Source organism: Marinobacterium sedimentorum (assembly GCF_024267675.1).
GTDB classification, from domain to species: Bacteria; Pseudomonadota; Gammaproteobacteria; order Pseudomonadales; family Balneatricaceae; genus Marinobacterium_A; species Marinobacterium_A sedimentorum.
On the sequence record NZ_JALDYX010000005.1, the window covers coordinates 174857 to 201838 of the forward strand.

The 26982-nt window shown below is 59.6% G+C and carries 16 protein-coding genes; 7 read left to right on the plus strand and 9 right to left on the minus strand.

The genetic code is table 11. The features are described 5' to 3' along the window. Window positions 1-60 precede the first annotated feature (60 nt). The gene (locus MRS74_RS07245; RefSeq protein WP_254579603.1) at window positions 61-930 is read right to left on the minus strand and encodes an alpha/beta fold hydrolase; all 870 of its coding nucleotides are present in this window, start codon (window positions 928-930) and stop codon (window positions 61-63) included. 405 nt (window positions 931-1335) lie between these two features. Beyond that, a complete protein-coding gene (locus tag MRS74_RS07250; protein WP_254579604.1) occupies window positions 1336-2571 on the minus strand; it encodes an OprD family outer membrane porin in 1236 nt (411 codons plus the stop codon). A gap of 639 nt (window positions 2572-3210) precedes the next feature. Here MRS74_RS07250 and MRS74_RS07255 point away from each other — a divergent pair. Continuing rightward, window positions 3211-4722 (plus strand): M20/M25/M40 family metallo-hydrolase, encoded by a 1512-nt coding sequence (locus tag MRS74_RS07255; RefSeq protein ID WP_254579605.1) that lies wholly within the window; start codon window positions 3211-3213, stop codon window positions 4720-4722. Between the two features lie 103 nt (window positions 4723-4825). Here the strand turns inward: MRS74_RS07255 and MRS74_RS07260 are convergent, their stop codons facing one another. The 3 genes from MRS74_RS07260 to MRS74_RS07270 are packed head-to-tail and all read right to left on the minus strand — an operon-like array spanning window position 4826 to window position 10124. Further along, on the minus strand, window positions 4826-7639 hold the full coding sequence (locus tag MRS74_RS07260) for an Hsp70 family protein (protein ID WP_254579606.1): 2814 nt from the start codon (window positions 7637-7639) through the stop codon (window positions 4826-4828). Between the two features lie 8 nt (window positions 7640-7647). Next, on the minus strand, window positions 7648-9510 hold the full coding sequence (locus MRS74_RS07265; RefSeq protein ID WP_254579607.1) for an Hsp70 family protein: 1863 nt from the start codon (window positions 9508-9510) through the stop codon (window positions 7648-7650). Further along, the gene (locus MRS74_RS07270) at window positions 9507-10124 is read right to left on the minus strand and encodes a DUF2760 domain-containing protein (RefSeq protein WP_254579608.1); all 618 of its coding nucleotides are present in this window, start codon (window positions 10122-10124) and stop codon (window positions 9507-9509) included. The genes MRS74_RS07265 and MRS74_RS07270 overlap by 4 nt, the downstream gene beginning before the upstream one ends. Window positions 10125-10581: 457 nt before the next feature. Here MRS74_RS07270 and MRS74_RS07275 point away from each other — a divergent pair, with 457 nt between their 5' ends. After that, on the plus strand, window positions 10582-11268 hold the full coding sequence (locus MRS74_RS07275) for a pseudouridine synthase (protein ID WP_254579609.1): 687 nt from the start codon (window positions 10582-10584) through the stop codon (window positions 11266-11268). A gap of 95 nt (window positions 11269-11363) precedes the next feature. Here MRS74_RS07275 and MRS74_RS07280 read toward each other — a convergent pair whose 3' ends face one another. Then, complete coding sequence (locus MRS74_RS07280; RefSeq protein ID WP_254579610.1) at window positions 11364-12968, minus strand: DNA recombination protein RmuC; 1605 nt, start codon at window positions 12966-12968, stop codon at window positions 11364-11366. A 214-nt stretch (window positions 12969-13182) separates the two neighbouring features. On the opposite strand from MRS74_RS07280, the gene MRS74_RS07285 reads away from it, so the two are divergent. The 4 genes from MRS74_RS07285 to MRS74_RS07300 all read left to right on the plus strand — a co-directional run bounded on the left by MRS74_RS07285 (window position 13183) and on the right by MRS74_RS07300 (window position 20480). Then, a complete protein-coding gene (locus MRS74_RS07285; protein ID WP_254579611.1) occupies window positions 13183-14388 on the plus strand; it encodes an MFS transporter in 1206 nt (401 codons plus the stop codon). Window positions 14389-14499: 111 nt separating this feature from the next. Continuing rightward, on the plus strand, window positions 14500-18075 hold the full coding sequence (locus tag MRS74_RS07290; protein WP_254579612.1) for a DEAD/DEAH box helicase: 3576 nt from the start codon (window positions 14500-14502) through the stop codon (window positions 18073-18075). Window positions 18076-18178: 103 nt separating this feature from the next. Further along, the gene (locus tag MRS74_RS07295) at window positions 18179-19270 is read left to right on the plus strand and encodes a prominin family protein (RefSeq protein ID WP_254579613.1); all 1092 of its coding nucleotides are present in this window, start codon (window positions 18179-18181) and stop codon (window positions 19268-19270) included. A 163-nt stretch (window positions 19271-19433) separates the two neighbouring features. After that, window positions 19434-20480 (plus strand): hypothetical protein, encoded by a 1047-nt coding sequence (locus MRS74_RS07300; protein WP_254579614.1) that lies wholly within the window; start codon window positions 19434-19436, stop codon window positions 20478-20480. A 310-nt stretch (window positions 20481-20790) separates the two neighbouring features. Here the strand turns inward: MRS74_RS07300 and MRS74_RS07305 are convergent, their stop codons facing one another. From MRS74_RS07305 to MRS74_RS07315, 3 genes are all read right to left on the minus strand, one after another. After that, on the minus strand, window positions 20791-21567 hold the full coding sequence (locus tag MRS74_RS07305; protein ID WP_254579615.1) for a CLCA_X family protein: 777 nt from the start codon (window positions 21565-21567) through the stop codon (window positions 20791-20793). Then, on the minus strand, window positions 21567-24578 hold the full coding sequence (locus tag MRS74_RS07310) for a DUF3427 domain-containing protein (protein WP_368671257.1): 3012 nt from the start codon (window positions 24576-24578) through the stop codon (window positions 21567-21569). Before MRS74_RS07310 ends, MRS74_RS07305 begins: the two co-directional genes overlap by 1 nt. A 275-nt stretch (window positions 24579-24853) precedes the next feature. Beyond that, window positions 24854-25495 carry a class I SAM-dependent methyltransferase gene (locus MRS74_RS07315; RefSeq protein WP_254579617.1) on the minus strand — a complete coding sequence of 214 codons (642 nt, stop codon included), beginning with the start codon at window positions 25493-25495 and terminating at the stop codon, window positions 24854-24856. Window positions 25496-25626: 131 nt separating this feature from the next. Here MRS74_RS07315 and rlmF point away from each other — a divergent pair, with 131 nt between their 5' ends. Further along, window positions 25627-26634, plus strand: a complete 1008-nt coding sequence (rlmF, locus tag MRS74_RS07320; protein WP_438362320.1) for a 23S rRNA (adenine(1618)-N(6))-methyltransferase RlmF — start codon at window positions 25627-25629, stop codon at window positions 26632-26634. Window positions 26635-26982: the final 348 nt, after the last annotated feature.

The window sequence follows — 26982 nt, forward strand, 5'->3', positions numbered from 1 at the left end:
GGCACCGCTTTGACTTGGTTAAGATCAACCACAGCTACAGCTCAGCGGCAAACCGCCGTATCACTCCAGAAACCGCCGCAGCACCTCACAAAACCGCTCCGGCTCTTCTACATGGGCAAAGTGCCCGGAATTTTCAAACACTTCCAGTTGGGCGTTGGGGATCTCCCGGGCAATCTCTTCTGACATCGCCAGTGGCGTCATGCAATCGTGGCGCCCGGCAATCACCAACGCTGGAATTTGCAGTTTTTTCAGCGCCGGCCTCAGGTCCATGCTGGCAGCCTCGCTGCCCATAAAGGTCAGCAGCGGCGCAATGTGCAGGGGTAGCTGTGCGGTGCGCTGCAGATACCGCTCGGCCCTGCCATCAAAGGCGCGAAATTGGAATTTCACCATCCGCGACCACAGCTTGCTGGCCTCCTCATCGGTCGTGCAGCGCCCCGACCACCAGTCCTTCAGTGCCGCCATTGAATCCGCAAACCAGGGCTGGCTCTGGTGTGCCATAAGCGCGCTGAGCATCTGCTGCGGATCCGTCAGGCTGTTACCAAAACAGGCGCTGGTGCTGTACAGAATGAGTTTGCCAGGCCCGTCGGGGGTGCGGCGGGCATACTCCAGGGCCACCATGCCACCGTGGGACCAGCCCAGGATGGCGGGCTTTTCCAGCTCCAGGTGGCAACGCAGTGCATCCAGATCGGCGGCATAATCCGCCAGCCCGTAAGTGCCATTGGCCGGCGCTGCCGACAGGCCGGAACCCCGCGGGTGCATAACAATAACGCTCGCGAAAGCCTCGATCCCGGCCATATCACCCCAGGAACGCGCATCCCAGCCAGGGCCACCGGAATGGGCAATCAGTGCAGGCCCGCGGCCCCGCACGCTGTAGTGAATGCGGGTGCCATTTAAAACGACATCATATTCGCCAGGGATTAGCTCAGGCATGCAACAGCTCCTTGCGTGTAACAGTCAGCCTGCAGCTTGCACCCATCACGGGCGCCGGTGCAAATGATCTGTGCATAAAGAGGCAAGCGGCAAGGCTCCACAGCTTCGCTGCGGATGTCGGAATTCGCTACGCTCATTACCAACCTACGCGTTGCCGTTGTGGCCTGATGAGCCTGCGAATTCCGGGCAATGAGCCTGCGAATTTCGAGGATATGCCTGCGAATTCCGGAAAACAGGGTAAACCTGCGGCATTCAAGCAGGCCATCTAACTGCGTGTCCACTTTTGTGGAGGCACATCAAGAAAAGAGCAAGAAGAAAGCAGTAAGCCAGAAACGAAGAAGGCCTGTGCGCCGGGGAAATAGCGTCACAGGCCTGAAGTTGCTGCTCTAGACGAGCGTCATGCGGTTAAAGCACGGCGATGGTGTAGTTCAGGATCAGACGGTTTTCGTCCGAGTTATAGGTTTCGCTGGAACGAACGCTGGCATTGCGCAGGCGCAGCGACAGCCCTTCAACGCTCTGGAAGCTATACTTCAGCTCCAGATCACGCTCCCATTCCTTGCCTTCGGTGGCATCGCTGCGACGGATATCGGTGCCGCGGGTGTAGCGGGTCATGAAAGACAGGCCCGGTACTGCGGCGAAATCGTAGTCCACACGTGCCTGCCAGGACTGCTCGTTGGCGCGGTCGAAATCCAGACGCTGAACCGAGTTCCAAGTGCTCAGACCGTTGTCGTCGTGGCTGAATCCATCCCAGGACTCTTCATATTCGTCGCCATCGACGTTCTGCCAGGACAGGGTGAATTTGGCATTGTCAATCTTCAGCTGGGCCGCCAGGTTGGTCAGATCACTTTCGTAATCCGAACCTACGGAATCCAGCGCGCCGGCGCCATCAGCTTCACCGTGATAGTGATGCAGGTCCAGCAACAGCTCGGCACCGCCGGACAGCTGCACCGGGTAGCTGGCGTTGACGTAGGTCTGCTGCAGCACGTTGTCCGCTTCGCCATAGGCCAGCTGTACCGCCAGACCGTTGTCGAAGCTGTAGCCACCACCGATCACCGCAACTTCATAATCGTTGCCGGCGTTATCGGTATAGGACTCAAAATCATCTTCGGTCTTGGACGTACCCTTGTCGGACCAGATGCCGTACAGATCGATGCCGCTGAAGTTGCCGCTCGCCATGATTGCCTGGGTAGCGCTGGGGGTAGCGCGGGAATCAGAGTCGTTGAACAGCGGCGTATCCAGCACCATGCGTCCGGCGCGCAGTTCCGCATTTTCACCCAGCTTCAGCTTGACCAGCGCCTGGCCAAATTTGGTATAACCACCCTGGGAACCATCACCTTCGGTCTGCAGCAAACCGGTACCGCCTTCGCCCCGATCGCCCGCCAGTTTGGCGACGCTGAACAGGGAAACATCATAACCGATCAGGTCGCTGAAATAGCCAGACTGGTAGTCCAGTCGCAGCGCCTGGGCCAGGGCTTCGGAATCGGCGTTGCCGGAATCCTTGTCGCGGTTGAAGTAGAAGGTACGGAAACTGGCTGTAAGGCTGTCATCTTCGTACAGGCCGGAACCGGCGGCATTCGCCTGCAGACTCAGGGATGTGGCCGCCAGTACAGCGCCGGCGATCAAGGTGCGTTTGAAATGCATGAAGGTCTAGCTCCTTGCCAAGATAGAATCAAAATCGTTAAAAACGCAATAATATGCGTACCGGTTGGTTTAGTCTAGTATGAAAACCATTTTACAAGCGTAAGCGAATAAAGCTTTATTGCCATCCAGATAGCCAATAATTTCAACCCCCTTTTGTTTCCCAGTGCAATCGCCGCCCGAAGCTGCTCATCTGCCGCGCGTTAGCCCGGCACCTCCATAATCAGCAAAGCCATCCGCCAGCTCACTCAGTACCGAAAGCGAACATTAATAAGCAGGATCAGTACTTGGCCTTGGCAAATCGGGTTCGCAGTTGAGTCCGACAATGCAGGCAGGGCTGATTAACGGGATGGAATGAGAAATCGATCAGTTTAAAGCCAGCAGCGGCGCTGAGGCTCTGTCCGAGCCTCAACGCATCAGGTTGTAGATAAAACACAAACAACCGAATTAACCTGCAGCACCCTCTTTTGCAACTGGCGCCAGCACGAATTTACTCTACGCTTTCATGACCGCCAGGCAGCTAAACGTATCAAGCGAATGTTCGATACTCGGCGGTCCCGTCTGCTGCACCTGTTTAAGCTTGAAGCTCACTGAAGTGCTCGATGCGCCGTCTTCGGTGGAACATCCGCAGAGGAGTACGCAATGAAAACAATAAAGTATACGCTCATCGCGGCGGCAATCGCCGCGAGCCATACAGGGTGGGCCGCCGTGCCGATCGACACTAGAGCCCTGCGCGAGGCCGTTACCCTAGACGGCATCCAGACCCATCTACAAGCATTGCAGGATATCGCCAACGCCAATGGCGGCACGCGCGCGGCATCGACCCCGGGCTACGAACAGTCGGTTGAGTACGTCGCGAGCATGCTGGAAGCCGCCGGCTACGTGGCAGAGATACAGTCCTTTGATTTTCCATACTTTATGGAGAATTCACCTGCGCAACTGGAGCAGATCGCTCCTGATCCCAGGATTTACCCCTACGAAGCCGCCGATGGGTTTTACACCATGTCGTATTCAGGCAGCGGCGACGTTGCCGCGCCGGTCCAGAGCGTCGATCTGATACTGCCCCCGGACGCGGCCAGCAGTTCCACCAGCGGTTGCGAGGCGGCGGATTTCGCCGGTTTCACACCCGGTAACATCGCCCTTATCCAGCGCGGCAGTTGCACCTTCCTGCTGAAGGCACAGAATGCAGAGGCCGCCGGTGCCTCCGGCGTCGTGATTTTCAACGAAGGCCAGCCAGGGCGCACCGACGCCATCTTGGGCACCCTGTCGGAGCCATCGGTCAACATTCCGGTCGTGGGCGCCGCTTACGCCGTGGGTGAAGATCTTGCAGTCGGTGGCGCACAAGCGAGGCTGATCGTCGACGCTGTTTCGGAAGTGCGCACCACTAAAAATGTTATCGCAGAAACCCAGAGCGGGCGGAACGATCGTGTGGTGGTCGTCGGCGCCCACCTGGATTCGGTTTCCGAAGGCCCCGGCATTCAGGATAATGGCAGCGGTTCGGCGGGCATTCTTGAGATCGCCCTGCAAATGGCCGCGCTCGGCACAGAACCGCGCAACAAAGTGCGTTTCGCCTGGTGGGGCGCTGAAGAGGCCGGACTGCTGGGCTCCCAGTATTACGTCGACCAACTGACACCGCGCGAGATCAAGAACATTGCGCTGAACCTCAACTTCGACATGATTGCTTCGCCCAATTTCGTGCGTTTCGTCTACGATGGCGATGGCGACGCCACCGGAGCCGCGGGCCCGAACGGTTCGGGCAATATCGAGCAGGTCTTCCTGGACTACTTCACCGGGCAGGATCTTGCCAGTGATCCCACCGCCTTTGATGGTCGCTCGGACTACGGCCCCTTCATTGGCGTGGGCATACCGGCCGGTGGACTTTTCACCGGCGCCGAGGGCATAAAAAGCGACGACGAAGCGGCCATTTACGGCGGTACAGCCGGAGTGGCATACGATCCCTGCTACCACCTGGCGTGCGACACAGAGGACAATTTCAGCTTCGAAGCACTGGATGAGATGTCCGATGCCGCAGCCCACGCGATCCTGACCTTCGCGATGACCACTTCAGCGGTCAAAGGCACCGACAAGGGCTCCGACAAGGCCGAGAAGGCGGCCGAGACACTGGAATACCAGGGTAACAAACTGCGTCGCTAACGCGTCGATTCAGCAACGCCGCATCTCAAGGCGGCACGAAAAAAACCGGGAGGCCAAGGCCTCCCGGTTTTCTGCGCATCCCGCCTATCTCCGCCGCTACCGATCAGTCGATCAGCTTCAACCCCGATGGCAGTTTTTCACCAAAAATGAGCTGATTTTCCGCATCATTCAGTTCTCGGGCCTCGGCCACCAGTTCGATCCAGAGCGCGGGGGCCCTGGCCTCCTGCAGTTTTGCGATCACCCTTTTCCGCTCTTCCGGCTCCAGGTCGCGGCTGCGATCACCGCTCATGCGCGCCAGCATCACGGCGGCAAAGGCAACCTGCTGGTTTTTCTTCCAGTCCTCTTTCAAAAGGCGCTGCAGCCAGGTTGTCGCTAGCTCCGGCGGGATAACGTTATGGGCGCTGCGATGGAACAGCACCCGGGCACCGATGCGACCCAGCGCCCACCAGCTGGTAGCCGGCTCGCCTTTTTTCTCCAGCCGCTTGAGCAGCCAGTTGCCGACCTGAATTTTGGTGTCCACCGGCAGGCGCTCAAGACCAGCCACCAGCTGCACCATGTCGTCGTAGGCGCGGGTCTGCAGCTCGGCCAGCAACTTGCGATTGCGCAGCACGGCAGGATCAAGAAAGCGGGCCAGCTCATCGAACAGCTGCTGTTGCTGCTGCTGATCCAGGCCACCGGCGGCGCGGCGCCAGAACACCCACCAGTTGCTCCAGGCCGGGTTGCCCTTGTCGAACTGCAGACCCTGGTCATACAGCTGCCAGACCTGCTGGATGCGCCAGTCGTCCAGCGGATAGCCGAACCCCGGGCGCAGCCCGTATCCGGCCAGATTAAACCAGACGCGCTCGTGGGCTTCGGAGCGGCGGCGCTTCGCCTGGCCCTCAAGCACGCAGTCAAACAGAGCGCGCAGCAGCGGCGTGCTCCAGCTGTCTCGCTTGCCGAGCAGCCTGTCCAGATCGTTGCGCAGGGTTTTGACCGCCTTGGGGTCGAACTGCTTGTTGCTCTGGCCGAATACGCCGTCGATCAGCGTCTTTGCCGCCTCAAAGCCCGCCGGCAGCTCGGCCAATGCGGTGTTGCCGGCACGCTGGCGAGCAAGGTCGCGCCGGACCTGGAATTCGACATTCCAGCGCTGGCGACTGTCGGCCAGGGCGACGCACTCTATCTTCAGGGTGCCAACCTCGGTAAGGCGCGTCACCAGTTCGACCTCGACCTCGTCGGCCATCTTAGCGCCCGCCGCCCTGTCGTGTTCAAGTGCGGCCATCAGCGGCGGCAACTCAACAAAGCTAGCATCCGCAAGACCACTCAGATCTCCCGCCTTGAATGCCGTATCGGCGCTGGATGAGAGCAGATGAAAGCGCACCGGCTGACCGAGACGCAGCGCAAAGCGACGCTCGCTGAGCACGATTTCCTGCCCTTCTTCGGTGCCCCTTGGCAGCAGACAGACGCCCTGATGAGCCTTGTCAGCGCCCTTTTGGGCATCGTCGAGGCGCAGAAAATAGCTCCGCGCCGAGCCGCCACCGATGCGCAACTGAGCGCCGCGCCGCGCCAGGCCATAGGCCACGGCACCACAGGCCACCGCCAGATCCGGCTGCGTGTTATGCAGCTGCTGCACCGCCTCCCCGCGCCACAGATTCAGCGTTTCGAGCAACCGCCTGCTGATGGCCCCGCTGTTAAAAACCCCACCATTAAACAGCACGGCATCGGGCACCGCCGCTGCGTTCGTATCACTCAGCCCCAGGGCATCGCGACAGGCCGAGCCGTGGCGTCCCAGGAACTCGGCGATATGCTTGCTGATGGCTGCATCCGCCGCATAGGGCAGACCAAACTCCACCACGGCGTTACGCCGCTGCTGCGGCCGGGCACTGAACTCTTCGACGGGAAAGAAGCCGTCAAGCGCAATGGCGCGCACTTCGTCGCGGCTCAGTTCGCAGCTTTTGGCACCGCCAATCAAAGAGGCGCCGGCACCCAGTACCGTCACGGCGGCGCTGTCGGGGGCATTTTCCTGCAGCAGGCGTTCCTTGGCCTTGCGGGTCTGCTGGATCAGCTGCGACAGGCTGGCGGCGCGCAGCTTCTTGCCGCCACGGGTAATGCGCTGCTCCGCCGTATGGGCCAGCGCCAGGTCGATATTGTCGCCGCCGAGCATCAGGTGATCCCCCACCCCGACCCGGTTCAGCGTCAGGGCACCCTCTTTTACCGCTACCTTGATCAGGCTCAGGTCCGTGGTGCCGCCGCCGACATCACACACCAGCAGCAGGCGCACCTTTTCCAGCAGCGCCACCGCCTGCTGCTGGTTCTGCGCGTGCCAGTCGTAACAGGCCGCCTGGGGCTCCTCCACCAGTAATACATCAGGCAGGCCCGCCAGGGCCGCGGCCTCGACCGTAAGCGCCCGCGCCCCTTCATCGAAGGACGCCGGCACCGTGATAACAACCTCCTGACTTTCCAGCCGATCGGCCGGATACTCGTGGTTCCAGGCCTGACGTACATGGCTCAGATAACTGGCACTGGCCAGTACCGGAGAAACCCGGGCCACGCCCTCGGCCGCCGCCCAGGGCAGAATGGCTGCACTCTGATCGACCTGGGTATGGGACAGCCAGCTCTTGGCACTGCTGACCAAGCGGCCTTCCACCCTTGAACCCAGCTCCCGCGCCCACTCCCCCACCACCAGCTGATCCAGCTCACCCGGCAGTGCCGGTTTGGGCCAGGGCAGCAGCAGGTCTTCGGCTACCAGCTCGCCCTCGGTGGGGTGGTAACGAAACGACGGCAGCAGCGGCTTTTTCGCCACTTCACCGGGCGCCACCAGCTGTTCGATCTCGAAGATCGTCGGGCGCGCTGCGGCGGCGCCCTGGCTGATATCCGCAAATGCCACCGCCGTATGGGTGGTGCCAAGGTCAATGCCTACGATAAAGCGAGGAGACTGCATCCGTGTTCTTACCCTTCCCTTACATCCAGCTCGACCTGCCAGCGCTGGCCGCCTTCAAGCGCAATGGCCTCCAGGCGCAGGGTGCCAAGTTCCGTGACCCTTGAGGCCACTGTTACCGCGACCACCTCACCGGGCGTGCGCCCTTCCACCGGCAGTTCCGCCTGCACCTCCGGCAGCTCTTCAAGCTCCTGCGGCTCCCAGTACTCCAGCAGCATGCCGGCTGCGTCGTCACGCCTTGTGGTGGAACCGAAGAAGCGGAAGCGCACCGGCGCTCCGACGACCAGACCAAACTCCAGCCCGGGCACAGTCACTTCAGTACCCTCTTCCATGCCAAAGGGTGCCACGCAGAGCGCCTGCAACGGCGCCTCCATACCCGGAATGGCCGGCATCGAGCTCTCGATACCCACGTAGAAGGCGCTGGCGATACCGCCACGAATACGTACGCCCTGGCCGCGGCGTACCGCACCGTAATAGGCCGAACCGCGGGCCACCGCCAGATCCAGATCCAGGCCTGGCAACAGCGTCGCCTCGGGCGCACCGGCGTCATTCAGCCAGCTGTTGATAATGCCCATCATGCGATCGGCCAGCAGCGGCGCCTTGAGCACACCGCCGTTGAACAGCACACGGGTGGGGCGGATAAAGTCGTCGCCCTGCTCAGGCGTGTCTACCGCCTCAAACAGCTCATTGGCCGCCGCGTGCTGACGACTCAGGAAAGCCGCCAGATGGCGCGAGATGCCGGCGTCCTGCGCATAGGGCAGGCCCATGCGGGTGAGGGCACTGCGGGTCTGCTGTGCCGGGTGTTCGGCGATGGACACCCGGGGGAAAAATCCGTCCACCAGGGTCTGCTGTACCTCCTCCTGGGTCAGTTCGGTACGCAGGGTGCCACCGAGCAATTTGGAGCCACGGCTCGGCACCGAGATGGCAACCGAGGCAAGCTCGGGGTCGGCCAGCAGCGCTTCCTTGGCATCGCGGCAACCCTGGGTAATACCCAACACCTGCCAGGGCTGCAGCTGGGTACCCTGCTCGGCCAGCTTCGCCTTGAGGCGATAGGCCAATGCCAGATCCATGTTGTCACCGCCAAGCAGTATATGATCCCCCACCGCCACCCGGTTCAGCACCAGGTTGCCGTCGTCTTCGGTAACGGCCACCAGGGAAAAGTCGGAGGTACCGCCGCCTATATCCACCACCAGAATGATATCGCCCACGCCCACCTGGTCACGCCAGCTGCCGTTGCTGGCTTCAATCCAGCTGTACACCGCCGCCTGGGGCTCCTCGAGCAGGGTCAGATGCTTGAAGCCGACCTTGCTGGCGGCCTTGGCGGTCAACTCCCGTGCGGCTGGATCGAAGGACGCCGGTACCGTAAGGGTGACATCCTGTTCGCTCAGCGGCGTATCGGGATACCAGTAATCCCAGGCCTCGCGCAGGTGTTCAAGGTAGAGGCCGGTGGCATCCAGCGGCGATACCCGGGGCACCTCCTGCGGGCTGTTCAGCGGCAGAAAGGCGGAGTGACGGTCGACATCGCCGTGGCACAGCCAGCTCTTGGCGCTGGCGACCAGCCGGATCGGGGTCTTGCTGCCCAGCTCGCGCGCCAGGGTACCCACGATCACCGGCGCCTGGGCCCAGGGCAGGCGAATTTCGTCCACCGACAGCTCGGACTCGTGGGCCTGATACAGAAAGGATGGCAACTGCCATTTCTCGTCTATGGTGCCGGGGGCCGTGAGCTGCGGAATGGGCATGACTTCGATGCGCGGCGCATCGTCTGGCTGGGCGGCATCGGACTGCAGGTCGGCATAGGACAGCACGCAGTGGGTAGTGCCAAGGTCGATGCCTACGGCATAGCGGCTGGCGCCTGAATTATGTTCAGTGGTCATAGTTCAACCTCTGCCGGGGCAATAACGCGGGTATCGTGGCCCGATGCCAACTTGGGCAGTTTAACCTCGGTCACTTTCCAGCCACGGTGCACCAGGGTGCCGGTAAAGGGCGCCGTGCCCACTACATTGCCTGTCAGGCGCACTTCCTGGGCGTTAAAACCTTCGGCCAGGGTAACGCGGGTCTCTTCGTCCTCGGTGCGCACCGGCTCCAGCGTAAAGTAGCTGTTCAGCGCTTTCTGGCTGCCCTCATGCACCACGCGGGCGGCGGCGCCAATATCGGCATCGGAGAAGCTGCCGAGATCTTCACGCACAAAATCCACAAAGCGCGCTTCCTGCTGCAACAGCGACAACAGCTGCAGCGCCGTATCCGGGGTAATTTGCTTCAGCTGTACCGCAGCCTGGGCCACGGGTTTGGTCTGCGCCTGGGGCTCAGACCTGGGTGCGCTTTCGGCCTTGGGTGCTACCGCAGGTGCAGCAGCCTGCTCGGTGCGGGAGTCCGTAGCGCCGCCGGTGCCCTTGGCCAGCCACAGAAGCAGTAATATCAATGCCAGCACCGCAAGGCCAAGGTGCCCCGCATCCAGAGTCGTCGGCATCATTGTCAGATTAAAATTCATTCCAAACTCCTGTTAATGTTCAAATCCCGGGCACCGAGGGCGCACATTGTACCCAAACAGACTCGGTGCGTTGAGATTTGATTATCAATCATCTATGGCGCCACTATTATGACGGCCATAGCCAGACTCGCCAGAGCCTCTCCATCACCTGAAAAAGGCAGCAAAACGCAGGCCACCGGGGCCTGCAATGCCACCAGTGGCTCGAAAAGTACCCGCCTGAGTAGCGCCTCAAGCCTGACCTGCAATATCCAGTTAGCCTGCGCCAGCCCGACTGCGGCGAATCGATGCACCCCGATGGGGCTAGCAGGCGCTCCTTTAGCCCCGGGCGCAAACCTCCAGTGCAAAAAAGAACTTCCCACCAACGGATCAACGTCAGTTTGATATTGCGAGCTCTTGTTTCCCGCCGTTAGCCAGGGATAATGGGCCTCCGCCCTTGCACCCTGTAATGCTGTTCACCATGCGCCTGGATAAATTTGTCTGTAAAAGTACCGCCTTGACCAGAAATGAGGCCACCCGAGCCATCAATGCTGGCGAGCTGAGCGTTAATGGCAGCGTTATTCTGGACGCCGCGACTCAGGTGCATGAAAACAACAGTGTCAGACTCAATGGGCTGATGCTGAAGGCACGGGATTTTCGCTACATTCTGCTTCACAAGCCCGCAGCTACCATCTGCTCTAATGTGGATGAAGTCTATCCCTCAGTATTCAACCATATAGACGTTGAGAACCCCTCGGAGCTGCATGTGGCCGGGCGCCTGGATGCCGATACAACGGGGCTGGTGCTGGTCACCGATGACGGCCGCTGGTCCTTCGATATCATCAGACCCACCAGACGTTGTGAAAAGGTTTACCGTGTCGGCCTGACCTACCCCATCGCAGAGGATGTTGCCCTGAGATTCAAACAGGGCATTCAGCTGCAGGGCGAAACGCAGCTGACGTTGCCGGCATCGCTGGAGGTGATCAGCCCCAGGGAAGTCCTCCTGACCATCACCGAGGGCAGATTTCACCAGGTAAAGCGCATGTTTGCCGCAGTGGGCAATCGCGTGCTGTCACTACACCGTGAAAGAATCGGCCAGATAAGCCTGGATGTTGCCGTGGGACAATGGCGTTATCTCAGCGCCGATGAAATAGGCTCCTTTGAGTAAACCTGGCCATCGGAATGAAAACAGGGCCCTTATGACATCCACAAACAGGCCGGGCGCGTCGATACGATAGCTGTATCAACGCCTATGACCGCTATCTATTCCAGCACCTGCGCGCCCTGCTGCTCCTCACGCAAGTCTTCACCCAGTTCCAGGCTGGCCCGCTCTACCAGCTCGGCCGGCAGCTCTTTCTGTACCGACACTCCCAGATCCTTGAACTCGGACGCCTGCTTGATCAGGTTGGCCTTGCCACTATAGAGCTGGCCGAAGGCCTTGTCATAGCTGGCCCGGGCACGGTCGAGCTGACTGCCGACCCCCTGCATGCTGGTCAGAAAACCATTGAGCTTGCTGTAGAATTTTTCCGCCCGGCTCGCCAGCTCCGCGGTGTGCTTGTTCTGGTCTTCAAAGCGCCACAGCTGGCGTACTATATTCAGACTGGTGAGCAAGGTGGTCGGGGTGGCCACCAGCACGTTGCGCTCGATAGCGCGCTGGAACAGGGTATCGTCGTATTTCAGCGCCTCGACATAGGCGGACTCGATGGGGATAAACATGACCACCACTTCCGGTGAATTCAGCCCCGGCAGCTTGAAATAGTCCCGGTCGGCCAGCTCGGAGATGCGATCGCCCACGGCCTGGGCATGGGCGGCAATCGCCTGGCTGCGCACCAGATCAGTGTCGGCATTGACATACTCGGTGTAGGCCAGCAGCGATGTTTTGGCATCGATAATCAGATGCTTTTTCTGGGGCAGATACACGATGGCATCGGGGCGCTGCCGGCCTTCCTCGGTATTGAAGCTGACCTCGCGTCTGTAATCGATGCCAAGGCGCAGGCCGGAGTTGTCCAGCACGTTCTCCAGCATCAGCTCACCCCAGTTGCCCTGGACTTTCTTCTGCCCGCGCAGCGCCGTGGTCAGCTTGTCGGCCTGGTCGGTGATCTCCCGATTGAGCTTTTGCATATTCTGCAACTCGGTGCGCAACTGCACGCGCTGCTCCGCATCCCGGGCATGGATATCCTCTACCTTGGCCTTGAAGCCCTTCATCTCAGTATGCAGCGGATTCAGCAGATTGCTGATGCTTTCCTGGTTCAGCTCCTTGAAGGCCTTGCCCTTGCGCTCCAGGATCTCGCTGGCCAGATGTTCGAACTCTTTCTTCAGGGATTCACGGCTGTCCTGCAGCAGCTTGAGCTGCTCGGCGAAATTCCGCTGCTTTTCATCCAGCGAGGTTTTAAGCTCGCTGTGCTGATTGGACAGCTGACCATAGCGGGTCTCCAGCGCTTTGAGCTCCGCCTTGGCCTCCTCCCACCAGCGCTGGTAGTTATCCTGCGCCTGCTGTTTTTCCTGCACCTGGATCTGGGCGCCCTTGAGTGCCTCCCGCGCCTGGTGCTCGGACTGGCGCAGCTGGCCGATCTCCGCTTTTTGCTCAGCGCTGATCCGTGACTGTGCCTCCATCTGTTTCAGAGCACTGTCGCGCTCCGACTCCAGCCTCACAGCGTCCATGTCCCGCGCCGCCTTGGCCTGGGTCAGCGCCGCCAGCGTAGTCTGCTGTTCGCTTTGCGTCGCCTGGACACGGGCAAGCTCGGCGCGGGTCATCTCCAGATCGGTATGCAACTGCTGGTGTTGGCGCTGCGCCCGCCAGTGGGCAAGGGCCCAGGCCGCGATAAAGGCCAGGATGGGGAAGGCAATCAGCATCGCCGTGGTTTCCATGTGGTAACTCCTGCTTCCGGATGCAAGCGACTGAAAAGGTGCGGTTCACCCAGGTGCAGATAGGTGCCTGAGACGACGGACGCAGTTAAGCATTCACCGGCGACTGAACCTTGGCATAGAATAGTACCCGCCCCGGCATCAAAGACCAGCACCACAACAGGCCGGGCGCCCAATTTACCACACTAATTATGTCCAGCTTTCACAGGGAACCTGCATGAGTACGCCGGGATACGGATATCTGCTGCAACATCAAAAGGGACTGCTGGGCATAGCCCTGCTCGCCGTGTTCTCCGGCAACCTGGGACAAAGCTTTTTTATCGGTCTGTTTCAGGCACCGCTGGCTGATAAGCTCGGCCTGAGCGCCGGCGAATTTGGCAGCGCCTATGCGGCTGTTACCCTCTGTGCCGGCTTTCTGGTGCTCAATATAGGCCCGACGCTGGACTGGATTCCCCCCAGGCGCTTTGCCCTGATGGTACTGGCCGGCATGACCGGCGGCATCTTGCTGCTGACACTGTCGCCCTGGTTCCTGCCGGCGGTGCTGGGTCTTGGGCTGGTGCGCCTCTGTGGCCAGGGGCTTTTTACGCACCTGGGAAATACCCTGGCCGGGCGCGAGTTCACCGTCGCCCGCGGCAGAGCCCTGGGGCTGGTGAGCCTGGGCGTGCCCATGGGGGAAATGCTGCTGCCCCCTCTGGTCGCGCTGGTACTGCTGGTACTTGGCTGGCAGGCGCTCTGGTGGAGTTTTATCGGCGTGCTGCTGCTGGCCTGGCTGAGCCTGATGACACTGCTGCCCTGGCCCAGTGCCCCGGCAGCCCGGCCTGATCGCGGCCAGCGTGGCAACGGACCCAGGCCCCTGCGCGAGCGGCGTTTCTGGCGTCTGCTGCCCCTGCTGATGACGCTGCCCATCACCATGACCGGCATTTTCATCTACCAGGCCCAGATGACCGCCGACTTCGGCGCCTCCCTCACCACCTACGCCCTGGCACTCACGGCCATGGGCGCAGCACGACTGCCAGGGGCACTGCTGGCAGGACGCTGGGGGGATCAGATAGGCCCGCAGCGTATCGCCCGGCTATTTATCCTGCCCTTTGCGCTGGCGCTGATGCTCGCCCTGCTGGTCGGCGGTGATATCGGCATCTGGCTGCTGCTGATCGGTGGCGGCCTGACCATGGGCATGCAGGAACCGGTGGTCAATAGCCTGCTGGTCAGCCTCTGGGGCGGTGAAAACCTGGGACGGGTGCGTTCCACCCTCAGCGCCTGCATGGTCTTCGCCACCGGTATTGCGCCGGCGTTGCTGGGCTTTCTTATCGACTGGGACATCAGCTTTCAACGCATCCTATTAGGGGCCCTCGCCGGCCTGGTGCTGGCCTGGCTGCTGTCCCTGAAAACGCTGGCGGAGCCTGGCCGCGCCCCGGCCGATTGAAGCGATAACCGGCAGACACTTTGTAGCTAATCCACATCCGCAACATGGGTCTGGCTTTCCGGGGTGCCAGGCCTTAGCCTTGACACATTTTTACCGACCGAGCTTCTACGCATGGCAACATTCGGCCACACCTGGTGGGGCGAGCAATGGCTCAGCGCCTTCAATGGAATCGATGACACTAACCGGCTGCCCCGCGGCCGACGCTATGCCGCCAACGGCTCGGTGCTGCGCATTGAGATCCAGGACACCCGCGTGGATGCAAGGGTACGGGGCAGCCAACGCACACCCTATAAAGTTGCCATCAGCCTGGATGCCTTTGACGCAGCACAACGCCAGCAACTGTTAGCGGCGATCAGTGATGACCCTGCGATACTGTCACGGCTGCTAAACCGGCAATTGCCGCAGCCGGTGCTGGATATTGCCCGGGCGCTCGATATTCAGCTGTTTCCCAGGCGCTGGCATGATATCAGGGCCAACTGCTCCTGCCCGGACTGGGCCATGCCCTGCAAGCACATCGCCGCCGTGATCTACCTGATTGCCAATGAGATCGACAAGAACCCTTTCCGGGTGTTTGAGCTTCACGGGCTGGATCTGGCCGCGGAGCTGGAAGCCCGTGTGGGCATGCGCCTGGAAACCATGGAAGCATTACCGACGCCGCTCACATCCTGGGCCCCGGCGCCGGCGGTCGAAAACTGGGCACCGGCCGAGGCCAGCCAGTTTGATGCCATTGACCTGACCGAAATACCGCCGTTGCAGGACAAGGTCCTGACCATATTGTCTGGCAAACCGCTGTTTTACCCGAAAGATTTTCGCGCCACCCTCGCCAGCCAGTACAAGCGCACGGCCCGCGAAGCCAGCCGCTTTGACGCTGAAACCCAGCAACCCTGGATGGCCGCGGATCAGTTACCGGGCCTGACATTCATCATCGATGAAAACGGCCACTTCCTGCACGCGCTCAACAGCAGCGATACAACCAAGCGCCCAGCGATCGCAGCACCCGATACAACCGATACGCCCCTGGACACCTGGCTGCAACGCCTGAACGCCGTGTCGCCGGGCCTTGAGCCCTATCTGTCGCACCCGCTGCTGCTCTGGCGCCTGCTGTTACGCGTGGCGCTGAAGCTGATTGAACAGCGCGCCTATATCCCGGCAGTACTGAGCAACAGTGTCGACGAGACGCTGATACACTGGCGTCCCGCGACCAGCAGCGCCCCGGTGCAGGCGCTGATGAGTGCCCTGCAGTCGCTCTGCCCACCCAACCTGGTCCTGCTGCAGCACAGGCCCAAAGGACGCCGCACCGCGGTGCATCTGTATGGCGATGCACAGACACAGATTCAGGCGGCACTGCAGCTGTTACTTACCCATTTCATCGCCCGGGGCTATAGTCCAGCTTCTGCACCCGCGGCCTGCGAGCCCATCGAGCAGCTGTTTTTCGGCGCCAGGGCACAGCGATTCGAGCGTTTCGAAAACGCCGAAACGCCCCGCGTTATCCGCCACTGGCTCAACCGGCTGTCCCTGAACGAGCGCAGCCACAGGCTATTCCTGCAGGTTGAAGAGCGCCCCGACGATCGCCTCAGTGTGGACATCCGTATCGAGCAGCGCGGCAACGACACCCAGCCCACGGCGACCCCTGCAGAGAATCCACTGCAAACTCTGGATACTCTGCTGGCCGCGCCCGAGCTGGCGCAAACCTGGGTAGAGGTACTGGCCGACCTTGCGGTACTGGCGGACTACCTGCCGCAGATCGAGCAGCTGTATCGCCAGCAGGATCGGCTTAGCGAGCTCGACTTCAGCCTGGCGGAGTTCACCCCCATCTTCCGCCAGACCCTGCCGGCGCTGCGCATGCTGGGAATTCAGGTCATTCTGCCCAAGGCACTGCGCGACCTGGCCCAGCCACGCCTCAGCCTGGCGCTGTCCGACGAGGGCACCGAAGCCGCCGTCAGCTACCTGAATCTGGATCAGCTATTGCAGTTCGACTGGCAGATCGCCATTGGTGATCAGCGCCTGGCGGTGAGTGAATTCCGGCAACTGGTGCAGGCCTCCTCCGGCATAGTACGACTGCTGGATCAGTATGTTCTGGTCGATGATACCGAGCTGCAGCGCCTGATGACCCGCCTGGATGCGCTGCCTGAATCGCTGTCGCGCTTCGAACTGCTCAAGGCCGGGCTGGCCGAAGAACTGGACGACACCCGGGTGGATCTGGTGGGCGGTGCCCACTCACTCTTTGATCAGTTGTTGCAGCGCCAGCCCGCCCTGCTGCCCGCAGGACTCAATGCAAAGCTGCGCCCCTACCAGCTGCGCGGATATGAATGGCTGGTGCAAAACGCACGCATCGGCTTTGGCTCGCTGCTCGCCGACGATATGGGCCTGGGCAAGACGCTGCAGGTCATCGCCACCCTGCTGCATCTGAAGGAAACCGGCCAGCTCGACACGCGCAAGGCGCTGGTGGTGGCGCCCACCTCCCTGCTGACCAACTGGAGCCGCGAGATCACACGCTTTGCCCCCGATTTGCGCGTACAGATCTACCACGGCGGTGCGCGCAGCCTGGCACTGGCCGACCACGACATTATCCTCACCAGTTATGGCCTGGTGCGCACAGACGCCAAAGCGCTTGGCAAGCCCGACTGGCGCGCACTGGTGATCGATGAAGCCCAGAACATCAAGAATCCGGGCAGCGCCCAGACCAAGGCCATCAAGAAAATACGGGCGGATATCCGCATCGGCATGAGCGGCACCCCGGTGGAAAACCGGCTGCTGGAATACTGGAGCCTGTTCGACTTCAGCAACCGGGGTTACCTGGGCAATCAAAAGCATTTTCAGGCCGAGTTCGCCAACCCGATTGAGCGCGACCGCGATCAGGGCCGGCTGGAGCGTTTTCGCAAAATCACCGCGCCTTTTATTCTGCGGCGACTTAAAAGTGATAAACAGATTATCAGCGACCTGCCGGACAAGATCGAAAGTAATCGCTACTGCGCCCTCAGCAGCCACCAGGCGGCCCTGTACCAGAGCACCGTCGATACCATCATGCAAGACCTGCACGCCAGCGAGGGGATCGAGCGGCGCGGCATTATCTTCAAGCTGCTGAATGCCCTGAAGCAAATCTGCAACAGCCCGGCGCAGTTCCTCAGCCAGGACCAGGCCCTGGTGGAAGATTCTGGCAAGCTGGCGGCCTTTATGGAAATCATGACCGAACTGGATGGTTCCGGCGAGAAGGCGCTGATTTTCACCCAGTACAGCCGCATGGGCGATCTTCTGGCCGACAGCCTGCGCCGGCAATTCGGCTGGGAAGTCCCCTTCCTGCACGGCGGACTATCCCGCAAGCAGCGCGACGAGATGGTCGAAAGCTTTCAGAACGAGCGCGGTGTGCGCGCCATGATCCTGTCACTCAAGGCCGGCGGCACAGGCCTCAACCTCACCGCCGCCAGCCAGGTTATCCATTACGATCTGTGGTGGAACCCGGCCGTGGAAGCCCAGGCCACAGACCGCGCCTATCGTATCGGCCAGCAGCGCAAGGTACTGGTGCACCGTCTGATCACCGAAAACACCTTCGAGGAAAAAATCGACGCCATGATCCAGAGCAAGAAAGAACTGGCGGATCTCAGCGTCGCCAGCGGTGAACAATGGATCACGGAACTCTCCGACCTGCAGCTGCGCGATCTGGTCGCCATGGATGCGCCCAGGCGCTGACGACGCGACCGAGCCGCTCAATCCAGAACAGATTTCACAATTCCGGACTAACGTCTGTAAAATCCACCGTTCAACCCAGCAGATGAGCGCAGCCATTCAGACCATGAACATCGAAATACTGCCAGAGCATCCCGACAACGCTGCTGCCGGCATCTCGGCGATGCAGCTGCACTTCAATCAGCTGCGCAAAAAGTTGGCGCGGGAAGAAAAAAAACAGCAAAAATTTGTCATGGAAATGGACGCGCTCTGTCACACCTATGCTGAACAGGTGATGCCTGAGTTGAAAAACAATCATGGGATGCTGAAGATCCTCATGATGCGACTGATCGATTTCTCTACGCGCAAGAGCCTCAGTCAATGGCACCGGGAAGAACTGGAAGCCTGGATCCACGAACTGCTGGATCAGGTTGCCGAGTACGACCGGACCGAGGCCACGGCGATTGCCGAACTGTACATGGACATCCAGTATGAATTTTTTGGCAAGCGTGCACAGATATCGGATCCAGACGAGTTCGATCCATTCGGCCCGGCTGAGCCTGCCGCGGAACCTGCAGCGCAACAGACAACCCGATCGGCAGCGGATAACGAGGCACAATCGGATTTTTTCGGTTTTGATGACATACCCGAACCTGAGCCACAGGAACACAGCCAGTTTTTTAATGGCTTTGATGCGGAACCCGCCACCCCGGCGCTGGACGACAAATGGCTCAAGCGGCTGTTTCGGCGAGCCGCCCAGGCCCTGCACCCGGATCGGGAACGCGATCCCGCGCGGCGATTACACAAGGAGCAGCTGATGACCGAGTTGCTGCACGCACGCGACAACAACGACATGATGACCGTCATGACGCTGTATCAGCAACATGTCACCGATGACAGCCTGCAGATTCCGGAGTCGGCGTTCGAGGCCCTGTGTGCCTCGATAGACGACCAGATACAGCGGCTGCAGCAGGAGAAAATGGTCTACATCTATTCAGATCCGCACCGCGCCCGCGTACATGATCTGCTCTATGCCGGCACACGCAAAAAACAGCAGCAAAACCTCAGGGACGTGCTGGAGGCGATCCGCCTAATAGGACAGCAGATCCCGGAAACCATCGATGAGCTACGCAACATGAATGACCTGAAACGCGAACTGCGCAACCGACAGGAAGAGCACTATTATTTCATGGCCGAGCAGATGGTAGATTTTTACTGATTCGCCTGACTGCACTGCCCCGTCGATGCGGGGCTGCAAGCCGCCGGTATTTTGCTGCACTTTACACCCACTGTCGCGGGGGTAACGCCTGCTGTCCCAATTCAGGCGTTACCCCTGTAGTATGCGCCCCTTCTTACCAGCCCCGAGCACGGCCATTGCAGCCATGAACATTGATACCCTGCCCGAGCAGCCCGCCAGCCCTGCAGCGCCGACCAGCGCACTGCAGCAACGCTTTGACCGCCTGCGCAAGAATCTGGAACGCGAAGAGAAAAAGCGCCAGAAGCTCGTGCGCGAACTGGATGAGCTCGGCCATATTTATGCCAAGCAGGTGTTGCCGCGGCTGAAGAACAATCACCGCATGCTGAAAACCCTGCTGCAGCGCCTGATCGACTTTTCACAACGCAAAAACCTGCGCCAGTGGCACCGTGAAACCCTGGAAGCCTGGCTGTACGAACTGCTGGAACAGGTCGCGTTATACGATCGCAAGGAAGCCGCTGCTATCGCCCAGCAGTACATGAACACACAGCTGGACATCTTTGGTACCGCGAGCCATATTCCACAGCCCCACTCGGCCCATGCCGGCAACGAGGCCGATGACGACGACAGCGAAAATGCCGCTACCCAGTCGACACAGGACAAGGACAAGGCCGCAGACCAGGACACGCCTGAGGCTGATGCGTCCGAATCCGGTGATAGCGACAAAGTGCACGGCAACAAGAACGCGGAGCAGGTTCCGCCCGTGGACGACAAATGGCTCAGACAGCTGTTCAGGCGCGCCGCCCAGGCACTGCACCCCGACCGGGAACAGGATCCGGCACTGCGGGAACACAAGGAACAGTTGATGACCGCGCTGCTGCACGCACGGGACAACAACGACATGATGACCGTGCTGACGCTCTACCAGCAGCACGTGGCCACAGACGCGCTGCAGATTCCGGAATCCGCCTTCGAGGCACTGTGCCAATCGGTTCAGGCGCAAATTCAGCGCGTGCAGCTGGAGAAAAATGACTACATCCAGTCAGATCCGCAGCGCGCCTTTGTGCACTACCACCTCTATGCCGACAGCCGCCGCAAACAGGTACAAAACCTCGACCGCCTGCTGGATCGTATCCGCCTGATGCGCCTGCAGATCCCGGGTGTGCTCGACGAACTGCGTACCCTCAAGGATCTGAAACGCGAACTGCAGTACCGCCAGCAGGATGGTTATTAGTAATTTGGCTGACCAATACTTCGCCAGACGGTAATCATGCGGGCATACCGTAGGAGCGACGCCCCGTCGCGAATTCAGGTGCCGAACCTGTTCGCCGCGAGGCGCGGCTCCTACGGGCGCAGCGGTGTTTGCAATAGTGCAGACCGCATCACCCCCGTAGGAGCCCGGTCTCCGGGCGAAGCGTTGGCCTGCAAGGCGTTATTCGCCCGCGGAGCGGGCTCCTACAGTCGGTTATAAAACGACCGATTGCTGCACTATTACACCGCTCCAGCGCCGCAAAAGCACTAACCGCAACGGCAGGCCAGACATACTACCGACGTAACGCCGCGCCCAGCAGGCTGAAGTAGCGCCCGAAGGCGGCATTGATGCGCTCGCGCTGCTCCCCCAGTGGATAGAGACCGCGCCTGGCTTCAGCCGAAGCGCGGGTGCCTTTCACCAGGAAGTTGTTGCGAATGGCTGAATCCTGCACAAAGGCTTCAAAGGCCCGGGCGCAAAGCTCCTCCGGCTGACTGTAATAGACGGTGCCCAGTGCCCGATCCTCCCGCGCCGACACCCGGAACAGCTCACTCGGCCCCTCCCCCGCTTCATCCAGCAGGATGCAGCGAAAGCATTCCGACAGGCGGTCATTGAGCGGATGGGCAACCGGGGTTGCATCACTGAGCCAGGCTTTGGAGGCAAACATGCTGGGGGGCACATCACTGAACGCCTTGTCCCCCAGGTAATGATCCAGCGCATGAAACCACTCATGGGCAATGCTGCCGGGGCCGGCGTTTTTCGCCAGTGCGAAACAGCGCTGCGCCGGATCGTAGTGCGCAGCCACACCGGGACGACCGCCAATACCGTATTGCAGCGACAGCGCGCCGCGCAGCGAAATCAGCATTTCGGGCCCCTGCAGAATACGCATCAGATCCACCAGGGCGCCGTAAAACAGCCCCGCCGCCCGCGCCTGCTCGTCCCGCGTCACCCAGCGCCCGATCTGAATCGAGCGAAAGTCGAACCTGCGTCTGATATGTACAAAGGTGACGGGCTCGCCGTCTCCAGAACGCGGGCTGCCATAGGTTGTTGAAGGGGGTCGATCAACTGACATCACAGATCCACCAGCTCCCACTCGATACTCATAGGGTTACTGCCTTGATGGCGGCTATAGGTCACAGCGCCATGAAACTTAAAGGGCGCGGCTTTCTTGTTACGTAGTTTATCTTCACGCACAAACAGATAAACCTTGATCCCCAACTGTGCGTGATTAATCAGCTCACGGCCACGCTTATTCTCGGGAGCAGTGCTGTTCTGTGACTGCCAATGAAAACGCTTCTGATCCATAAAATAGTCGTGGTAGCGCTGATCCTGATTCTTACCACGCTTGTTAAGGGTCACCAGCAGTACATGGGCATTCTGCTCGGCAAGTACGACGTGACCGGATTGCCAGTTACCCGGATTGAACTCCACACCAAAGAGCGACGGAATCTCTTCGCGCATAAAGTCGCGGCCGACAAAGAGTTCAAGCGGATGAACCTTGCCCTTAAAGCGCGCAAAGGTGACCATATCCTCGGTCGCGGGGATATCTTCATAGTCCTGGTTATTGGCCCTTAAGCTGTAGCCCGAAGCGTTTTTCAGTACTTTTCGTAGCAGATATTGGTTATCACCGCCAAAGTCCTGCCGTTCGATGGCCACGATCTGATCACTGATTTTACCGGCATTCTCGGCGGTGATGTACTCAAGCAACAGGTAGTCGCCATCATAAATGGGACTCTTGCCGCCGCTCATCGAGTTACCGGACGCCCTGGCAATAAAGTGCCGCTCCTGGCTCAACTGGCCAAAGCCCCTGGGCATCACCACCGACTCATCCGTATCGGCATAGCCCGTTTTAAAGTGACCGCAGGCTATCTGGATATCCGGGAAATATGCCAGGCGTGCAGGCTCAGGCTCACCCGCCTCAATACTAACGGCATCGGTAACGGGCGCCAGCGCCATACGGTCACTGCCATATTGTGCAAAGCGCCAATCCAATATTTCCTGGGTCATCTGAATAAAGCTGTCGATAGCATCGACGCCGACTGTCTGCTGAAACGAGAAGTTCATATCGTCGACATGAAACCAGCACTCGCCGGAGCGCTCCGACGTGCACCAGAACGTAATCGGCATCTTGCGCCAGTGCCAAAGCCATGCGGACGCACTGACCTCAGACAAGGGCCGAAAGCTGGCCGGCAGATCCTGTTGCCAGTCGGGTCTATCCATAAACCACTGATAAGCCCAGTCGGCCAATTGCTGCACGCCACTCCGGTTAGCAACAGCCCTATGCTCCAGCAATGTCTGCAGCAACACCAGCTTATAACTTTTGGAAATAGAAGTTGCCGTAAGATCCCGGAACCATTGGCCGTAAACCTCAATCGCAGCGCGTTCTTCGAATTCAGCTTCGTCCAGTTCATCGAGGAATTCCCACCAACTGCCGTATTGCTGGCGCAGTTTTGCGAGGTTACTACCGCTGCGCCACATCTCCGTCAGTGTAGGCCGGCGCTTTAAGCTTTCTTTCAGTTTGAAGTAATCATTAAATAAGTTATTGGCCGCCAATGATTCCAGGAACTCTATAAACTTCAGATCGTAATGAATGTAACAGCCGTCTGGCAGCAACCAGCTCTCGTCTTTCAGGGCCTTTATCAACTGGCTACGGTTAGGTGTTTTATCGAACAGATTACCGAGCAACAACTCAGGTCGGTTCAAGAAGCTCTGATGATTGCCGACAAAATCCAGCACCACGAGGTGAGGCTTGTCCTCCGCACGTCGCAATCCACGGCCCAGTTGCTGCAGGAAGAGGATCTTGGACTCGGTTGGCCGCAGCATCATCACGGTATCTATGCTGGGTACATCCACGCCTTCGCTGAACAAATCGACTGAAAACAAGACTCTAACCGTACCATCCCTGAGCTGTTCCAGTGCCTCGCTGCGGGTGATATCAGACTCGGTATGAACGCTGATCGCGGTAATGTCCTCGCGATTGAACTGCTGCGCCATAAAATCAGCGTGGGCAATGGAGGCACAAAACACCAGGGTCTTCTGCCCCGCCAGGCGCTGCCACTCTTTAATGGCATGGCGTGCGCGACCCAGGGTGGCTAACTTATTCGACAACTTGGCCGGATCGAAGCGACCATTGCGCCAGGGGATATGTTCATAATCCACCTCAGCATCATAGATACCGTAATAGTGGAACGGACAGAGTTGTTCAGCGCTAATACCATCGAACAGGTCCATGCGGTACACAAGGTTATGATCGCAGAGCTTTAGAATATCCGAGTTATCGGTTCGCTCCGGTGTTGCCGTTAAGCCGAGCAGGAAATGTGGCGTGAAATAATCAATCAGTTTCTGATAACTACTGGCCGCCGCATGGTGAAATTCATCGACCACGACATAGCTGAAATAATCGGGTGCAAACCGCTGCAGGTGTTCGCTGCGCCCAAGCGTTTGTACAGACGCAAACAGCAGATCGAACTGAGTATCCTTTTGCTTGCCGGTATAACGGCCGATACGCCGTTTTGGCAGCACCGCCAGAAAGCTTTCTTCGGCCTGCAGCAATATCTCTTCACGGTGGGCGACAAACAACACCCGGCCGGCAGCAAATCGGCTGGCATCAAAGGCCGCCAAATAGGTCTTACCCATCCCGGTCGCCAACACCACCAGGCCCCGGCGGGCACCTCGATTACGTGCCGACTCCAGCGCAAGCAAAGCCTCCTGCTGGTGTAAATGCGGCTCAGGTATTGCGGGCTCTGGCTCATCCGCACCGGGGGCGACCGCCAGTATCGGAGTGACCTTGCGACGCTGTGCATAGCGCCCCTCATACTGCTCGATCCAGTCATAACTTAGCGCCCGCACCTGGGCATACTGCAATAAGCGTAGAAACTTGCCCCGGATCTCGGCGATACGGGCAGCAGCATTTAGATCCGCATCATTGGGGAAATCGATGTGGTAGTTCCATTCAAGCCCATCGGTGAGTGCAATCTTGCTGATATTGCTCGACCCCACAAAAGCATCGGCACCGTTGAGTTCGCCGTCTTCTGAACGCACAAATATATAGGCTTTAAGGTGAAAACTATCGGCGGCGCCCACCTCAAAAATGCGAATATCGGCGCCGCGCTCGGCCAGTAACATCAGCAGCCGCAGTGCCCGAGGGTCCGTGACGCAGAGGTAATCGCTGGTCAAGAGCCTCAGCTGGACCTGTCGCTCGGATAAGAGCGCGGTTTCGAGATCCTTGAAAATCAGCTCCAGGCCACTGACCTTAATAAAGGAGACGGCTATCTCAATTTCGGTTGCATGGCTGATGGCATGGCGTAGGGAACTTAGCAGCGGCTGATCTGCACCGCCCGTAATGAGACGCTGGCCGCTCATACGCTGCCCTGTGCTGCGCTATGGCGCAACAGCAACGTTTGCCAGCGGACCTCAGGTCGATCGAGCTGGTCACGTTCAAGTGCGCCAGTGGACATCACCTCAACGCTCATGCCAAGGGGGCCTGCGATAGCCTGAACCTCATCCGCGCTCACCGGATACATAGGCCGCAGCGGATCAGCGGGCCCAAACCTCAGGGTAATGACCATCAGGCCGCCTTCAGCCAGTAAGCTTACCAAGGCTTTCAACGCCATCGGGCGAGACGGCAGCTCTATATGCATCCAGACCGCTGACAGCAAAATCAGATCAAACTTTGAGTTTTCTGCCCGAACCCGGGCGAGACCAGGTAACTGATCATCGACCCAATCAATGGCGGGCACAGTACCGTGCACAACCTCAATGCTTTGCGCCGCCCTGCGCAGCGCCGCTGCAGGTTCGACCGCCGTCACCTGCCAACCTTTGGATGCCAGCCAGCGGGCATCGCGCCCGCTGCCCGCGCCTATGTCCAGCGAACGGCCTAAAGGAATTTGGACGAGTTGATCTAGCCAGAGACGATGAACCTCTTGTGCAGCCATAGAGTCATACTGCGCCACAAAGTCTTTGGCGTTCAGGTGATAGTGTTGAATGGTGTCGTTGCTCAATACTGAATCCTTTCATGCAACTTATATAGCGGGCATCGGTAGAGTTTACCAGGCTACAGAACCCGCGCCTCTCCAAATTGCCGGCTGCTGCTGCCCGCTCGCTCGGGTACTGGAAAGTCGTGTCAGGTATAATGCCCGCCTACCTACAGAACACCGACGATGCCATGAAGAAAACTGACGCTGTACGCACCAACAAGGCCGAATTGCACAGTCGCAATCCGCACCGGGGCCGCTATGACTTTGCCGCGCTGACCAAGGCGAGCCCGGCGCTGGCGACGTTTGTGCAGCTGAACCGCTATGGTAACGAGTCCATTGATTTTGCCGACCCGCAGGCGGTTAAAGCGTTGAACCAGGCCCTGCTGAGTCATTTCTACGGCGTGGCGTTCTGGGATATTCCGCCGGGATTCCTGTGCCCGCCGATCCCGGGCCGGGCGGATTACGTGCATTACCTGGCGGACCTGCTGGCCGATTCGAACAACGGCGTTATTCCCCGCGGGCGCATGGTCCGGGCACTGGATGTCGGCATAGGTGCTAACTGCGTCTATCCCATTATTGGCAACCGCGAATATGGCTGGCAGTTTGTCGGTTCCGACATCAACGCCATGGCCGTGGGCACGGTACAGGGCATTGTGCGCTCAAACCGCTGCCTGTCGGGCAAGATTGAAGCCCGCCTGCAGCGCCAGCAGAACTGCATCTTTAACGGCATCTGGAAAGCCGACGACCATTTTGACGTCACCCTGTGCAATCCGCCCTTCCATATCTCGGAAGCCGCCATGACAGCGGAATCCGAGCGCAAATGGCGCGGCCTTAAAAAGGACTCGCAGCCCGCCACACCGAAGTTGAACTTCGGCGGCCAGCCGGACGAGCTCTGGTGCGATGGCGGTGAGGAAGGCTTTATCTGCCGCATGGTGAAGGAAAGCAAAGCCTATGGCGAACAGTGCTACTGGTTTACATCCCTGGTGGCGAAGCAGTCCAGCCTTGCAGCGATCCGGCGGGAGCTGAGCCATGCCGGCGCCCAGCAGGTGCGCGTTGTGGAAATGGCTCAGGGCCAGAAGATCAGCCGCTTTATCGCCTGGAGCTTTCTCACACCCGAGCTACAGGACGAATGGCAGCAAAGTTACTGGGCGCCACTGAGTTAAAAGCGACGCTACATACACAAACGCCCTGACCAGAGGTCGAGGCGTTTTCGTTGAATAAATGCTTGGCGCCTCGCAGGCGAGCCGTCCCACGGGCGCATTTACCCACTACATATAGGCCGCGGTCGTCAACACGGGTCGAAACCTGTTTCGACAAGTCCCGTTTTGACCCTACTATCACATGGCAGGGCGGCCGCAAGCGGCGCCGTCTACCTGCCCCATGTGAGGGTCATTACCCGCATCGATCCATAACGGAAAAACCCCGGCCTCAACGAGACCGGGGTTTCCGTTATTAAATGCTTGGCGATGACCTACTCTCACATGGGGAGACCCCACACTACCATCGGCGAT

Excerpts from the sequence above, each read along its gene's own strand:
- MRS74_RS07245 (WP_254579603.1), bottom strand. The coding sequence starts at position 930 with ATGCCTGAGCTAATCCCTGGCGAATATGATGTCGTTTTAAATGGCACC.
- MRS74_RS07250 (WP_254579604.1), bottom strand. The coding sequence starts at position 2,571 with ATGCATTTCAAACGCACCTTGATCGCCGGCGCTGTACTGGCGGCCACA.
- MRS74_RS07255 (WP_254579605.1), top strand. The coding sequence starts at position 3,211 with ATGAAAACAATAAAGTATACGCTCATCGCGGCGGCAATCGCCGCGAGC.
- MRS74_RS07260 (WP_254579606.1), bottom strand. The coding sequence starts at position 7,639 with ATGCAGTCTCCTCGCTTTATCGTAGGCATTGACCTTGGCACCACCCAT.
- MRS74_RS07265 (WP_254579607.1), bottom strand. The coding sequence starts at position 9,510 with ATGACCACTGAACATAATTCAGGCGCCAGCCGCTATGCCGTAGGCATC.
- MRS74_RS07270 (WP_254579608.1), bottom strand. The coding sequence starts at position 10,124 with ATGAATTTTAATCTGACAATGATGCCGACGACTCTGGATGCGGGGCAC.
- MRS74_RS07275 (WP_254579609.1), top strand. The coding sequence starts at position 10,582 with ATGCGCCTGGATAAATTTGTCTGTAAAAGTACCGCCTTGACCAGAAAT.
- MRS74_RS07280 (WP_254579610.1), bottom strand. The coding sequence starts at position 12,968 with ATGGAAACCACGGCGATGCTGATTGCCTTCCCCATCCTGGCCTTTATC.
- MRS74_RS07285 (WP_254579611.1), top strand. The coding sequence starts at position 13,183 with ATGAGTACGCCGGGATACGGATATCTGCTGCAACATCAAAAGGGACTG.
- MRS74_RS07290 (WP_254579612.1), top strand. The coding sequence starts at position 14,500 with ATGGCAACATTCGGCCACACCTGGTGGGGCGAGCAATGGCTCAGCGCC.
- MRS74_RS07295 (WP_254579613.1), top strand. The coding sequence starts at position 18,179 with ATGAACATCGAAATACTGCCAGAGCATCCCGACAACGCTGCTGCCGGC.
- MRS74_RS07300 (WP_254579614.1), top strand. The coding sequence starts at position 19,434 with ATGAACATTGATACCCTGCCCGAGCAGCCCGCCAGCCCTGCAGCGCCG.
- MRS74_RS07305 (WP_254579615.1), bottom strand. The coding sequence starts at position 21,567 with ATGTCAGTTGATCGACCCCCTTCAACAACCTATGGCAGCCCGCGTTCT.
- rlmF (WP_438362320.1), top strand. The coding sequence starts at position 25,627 with ATGCCCGCCTACCTACAGAACACCGACGATGCCATGAAGAAAACTGAC.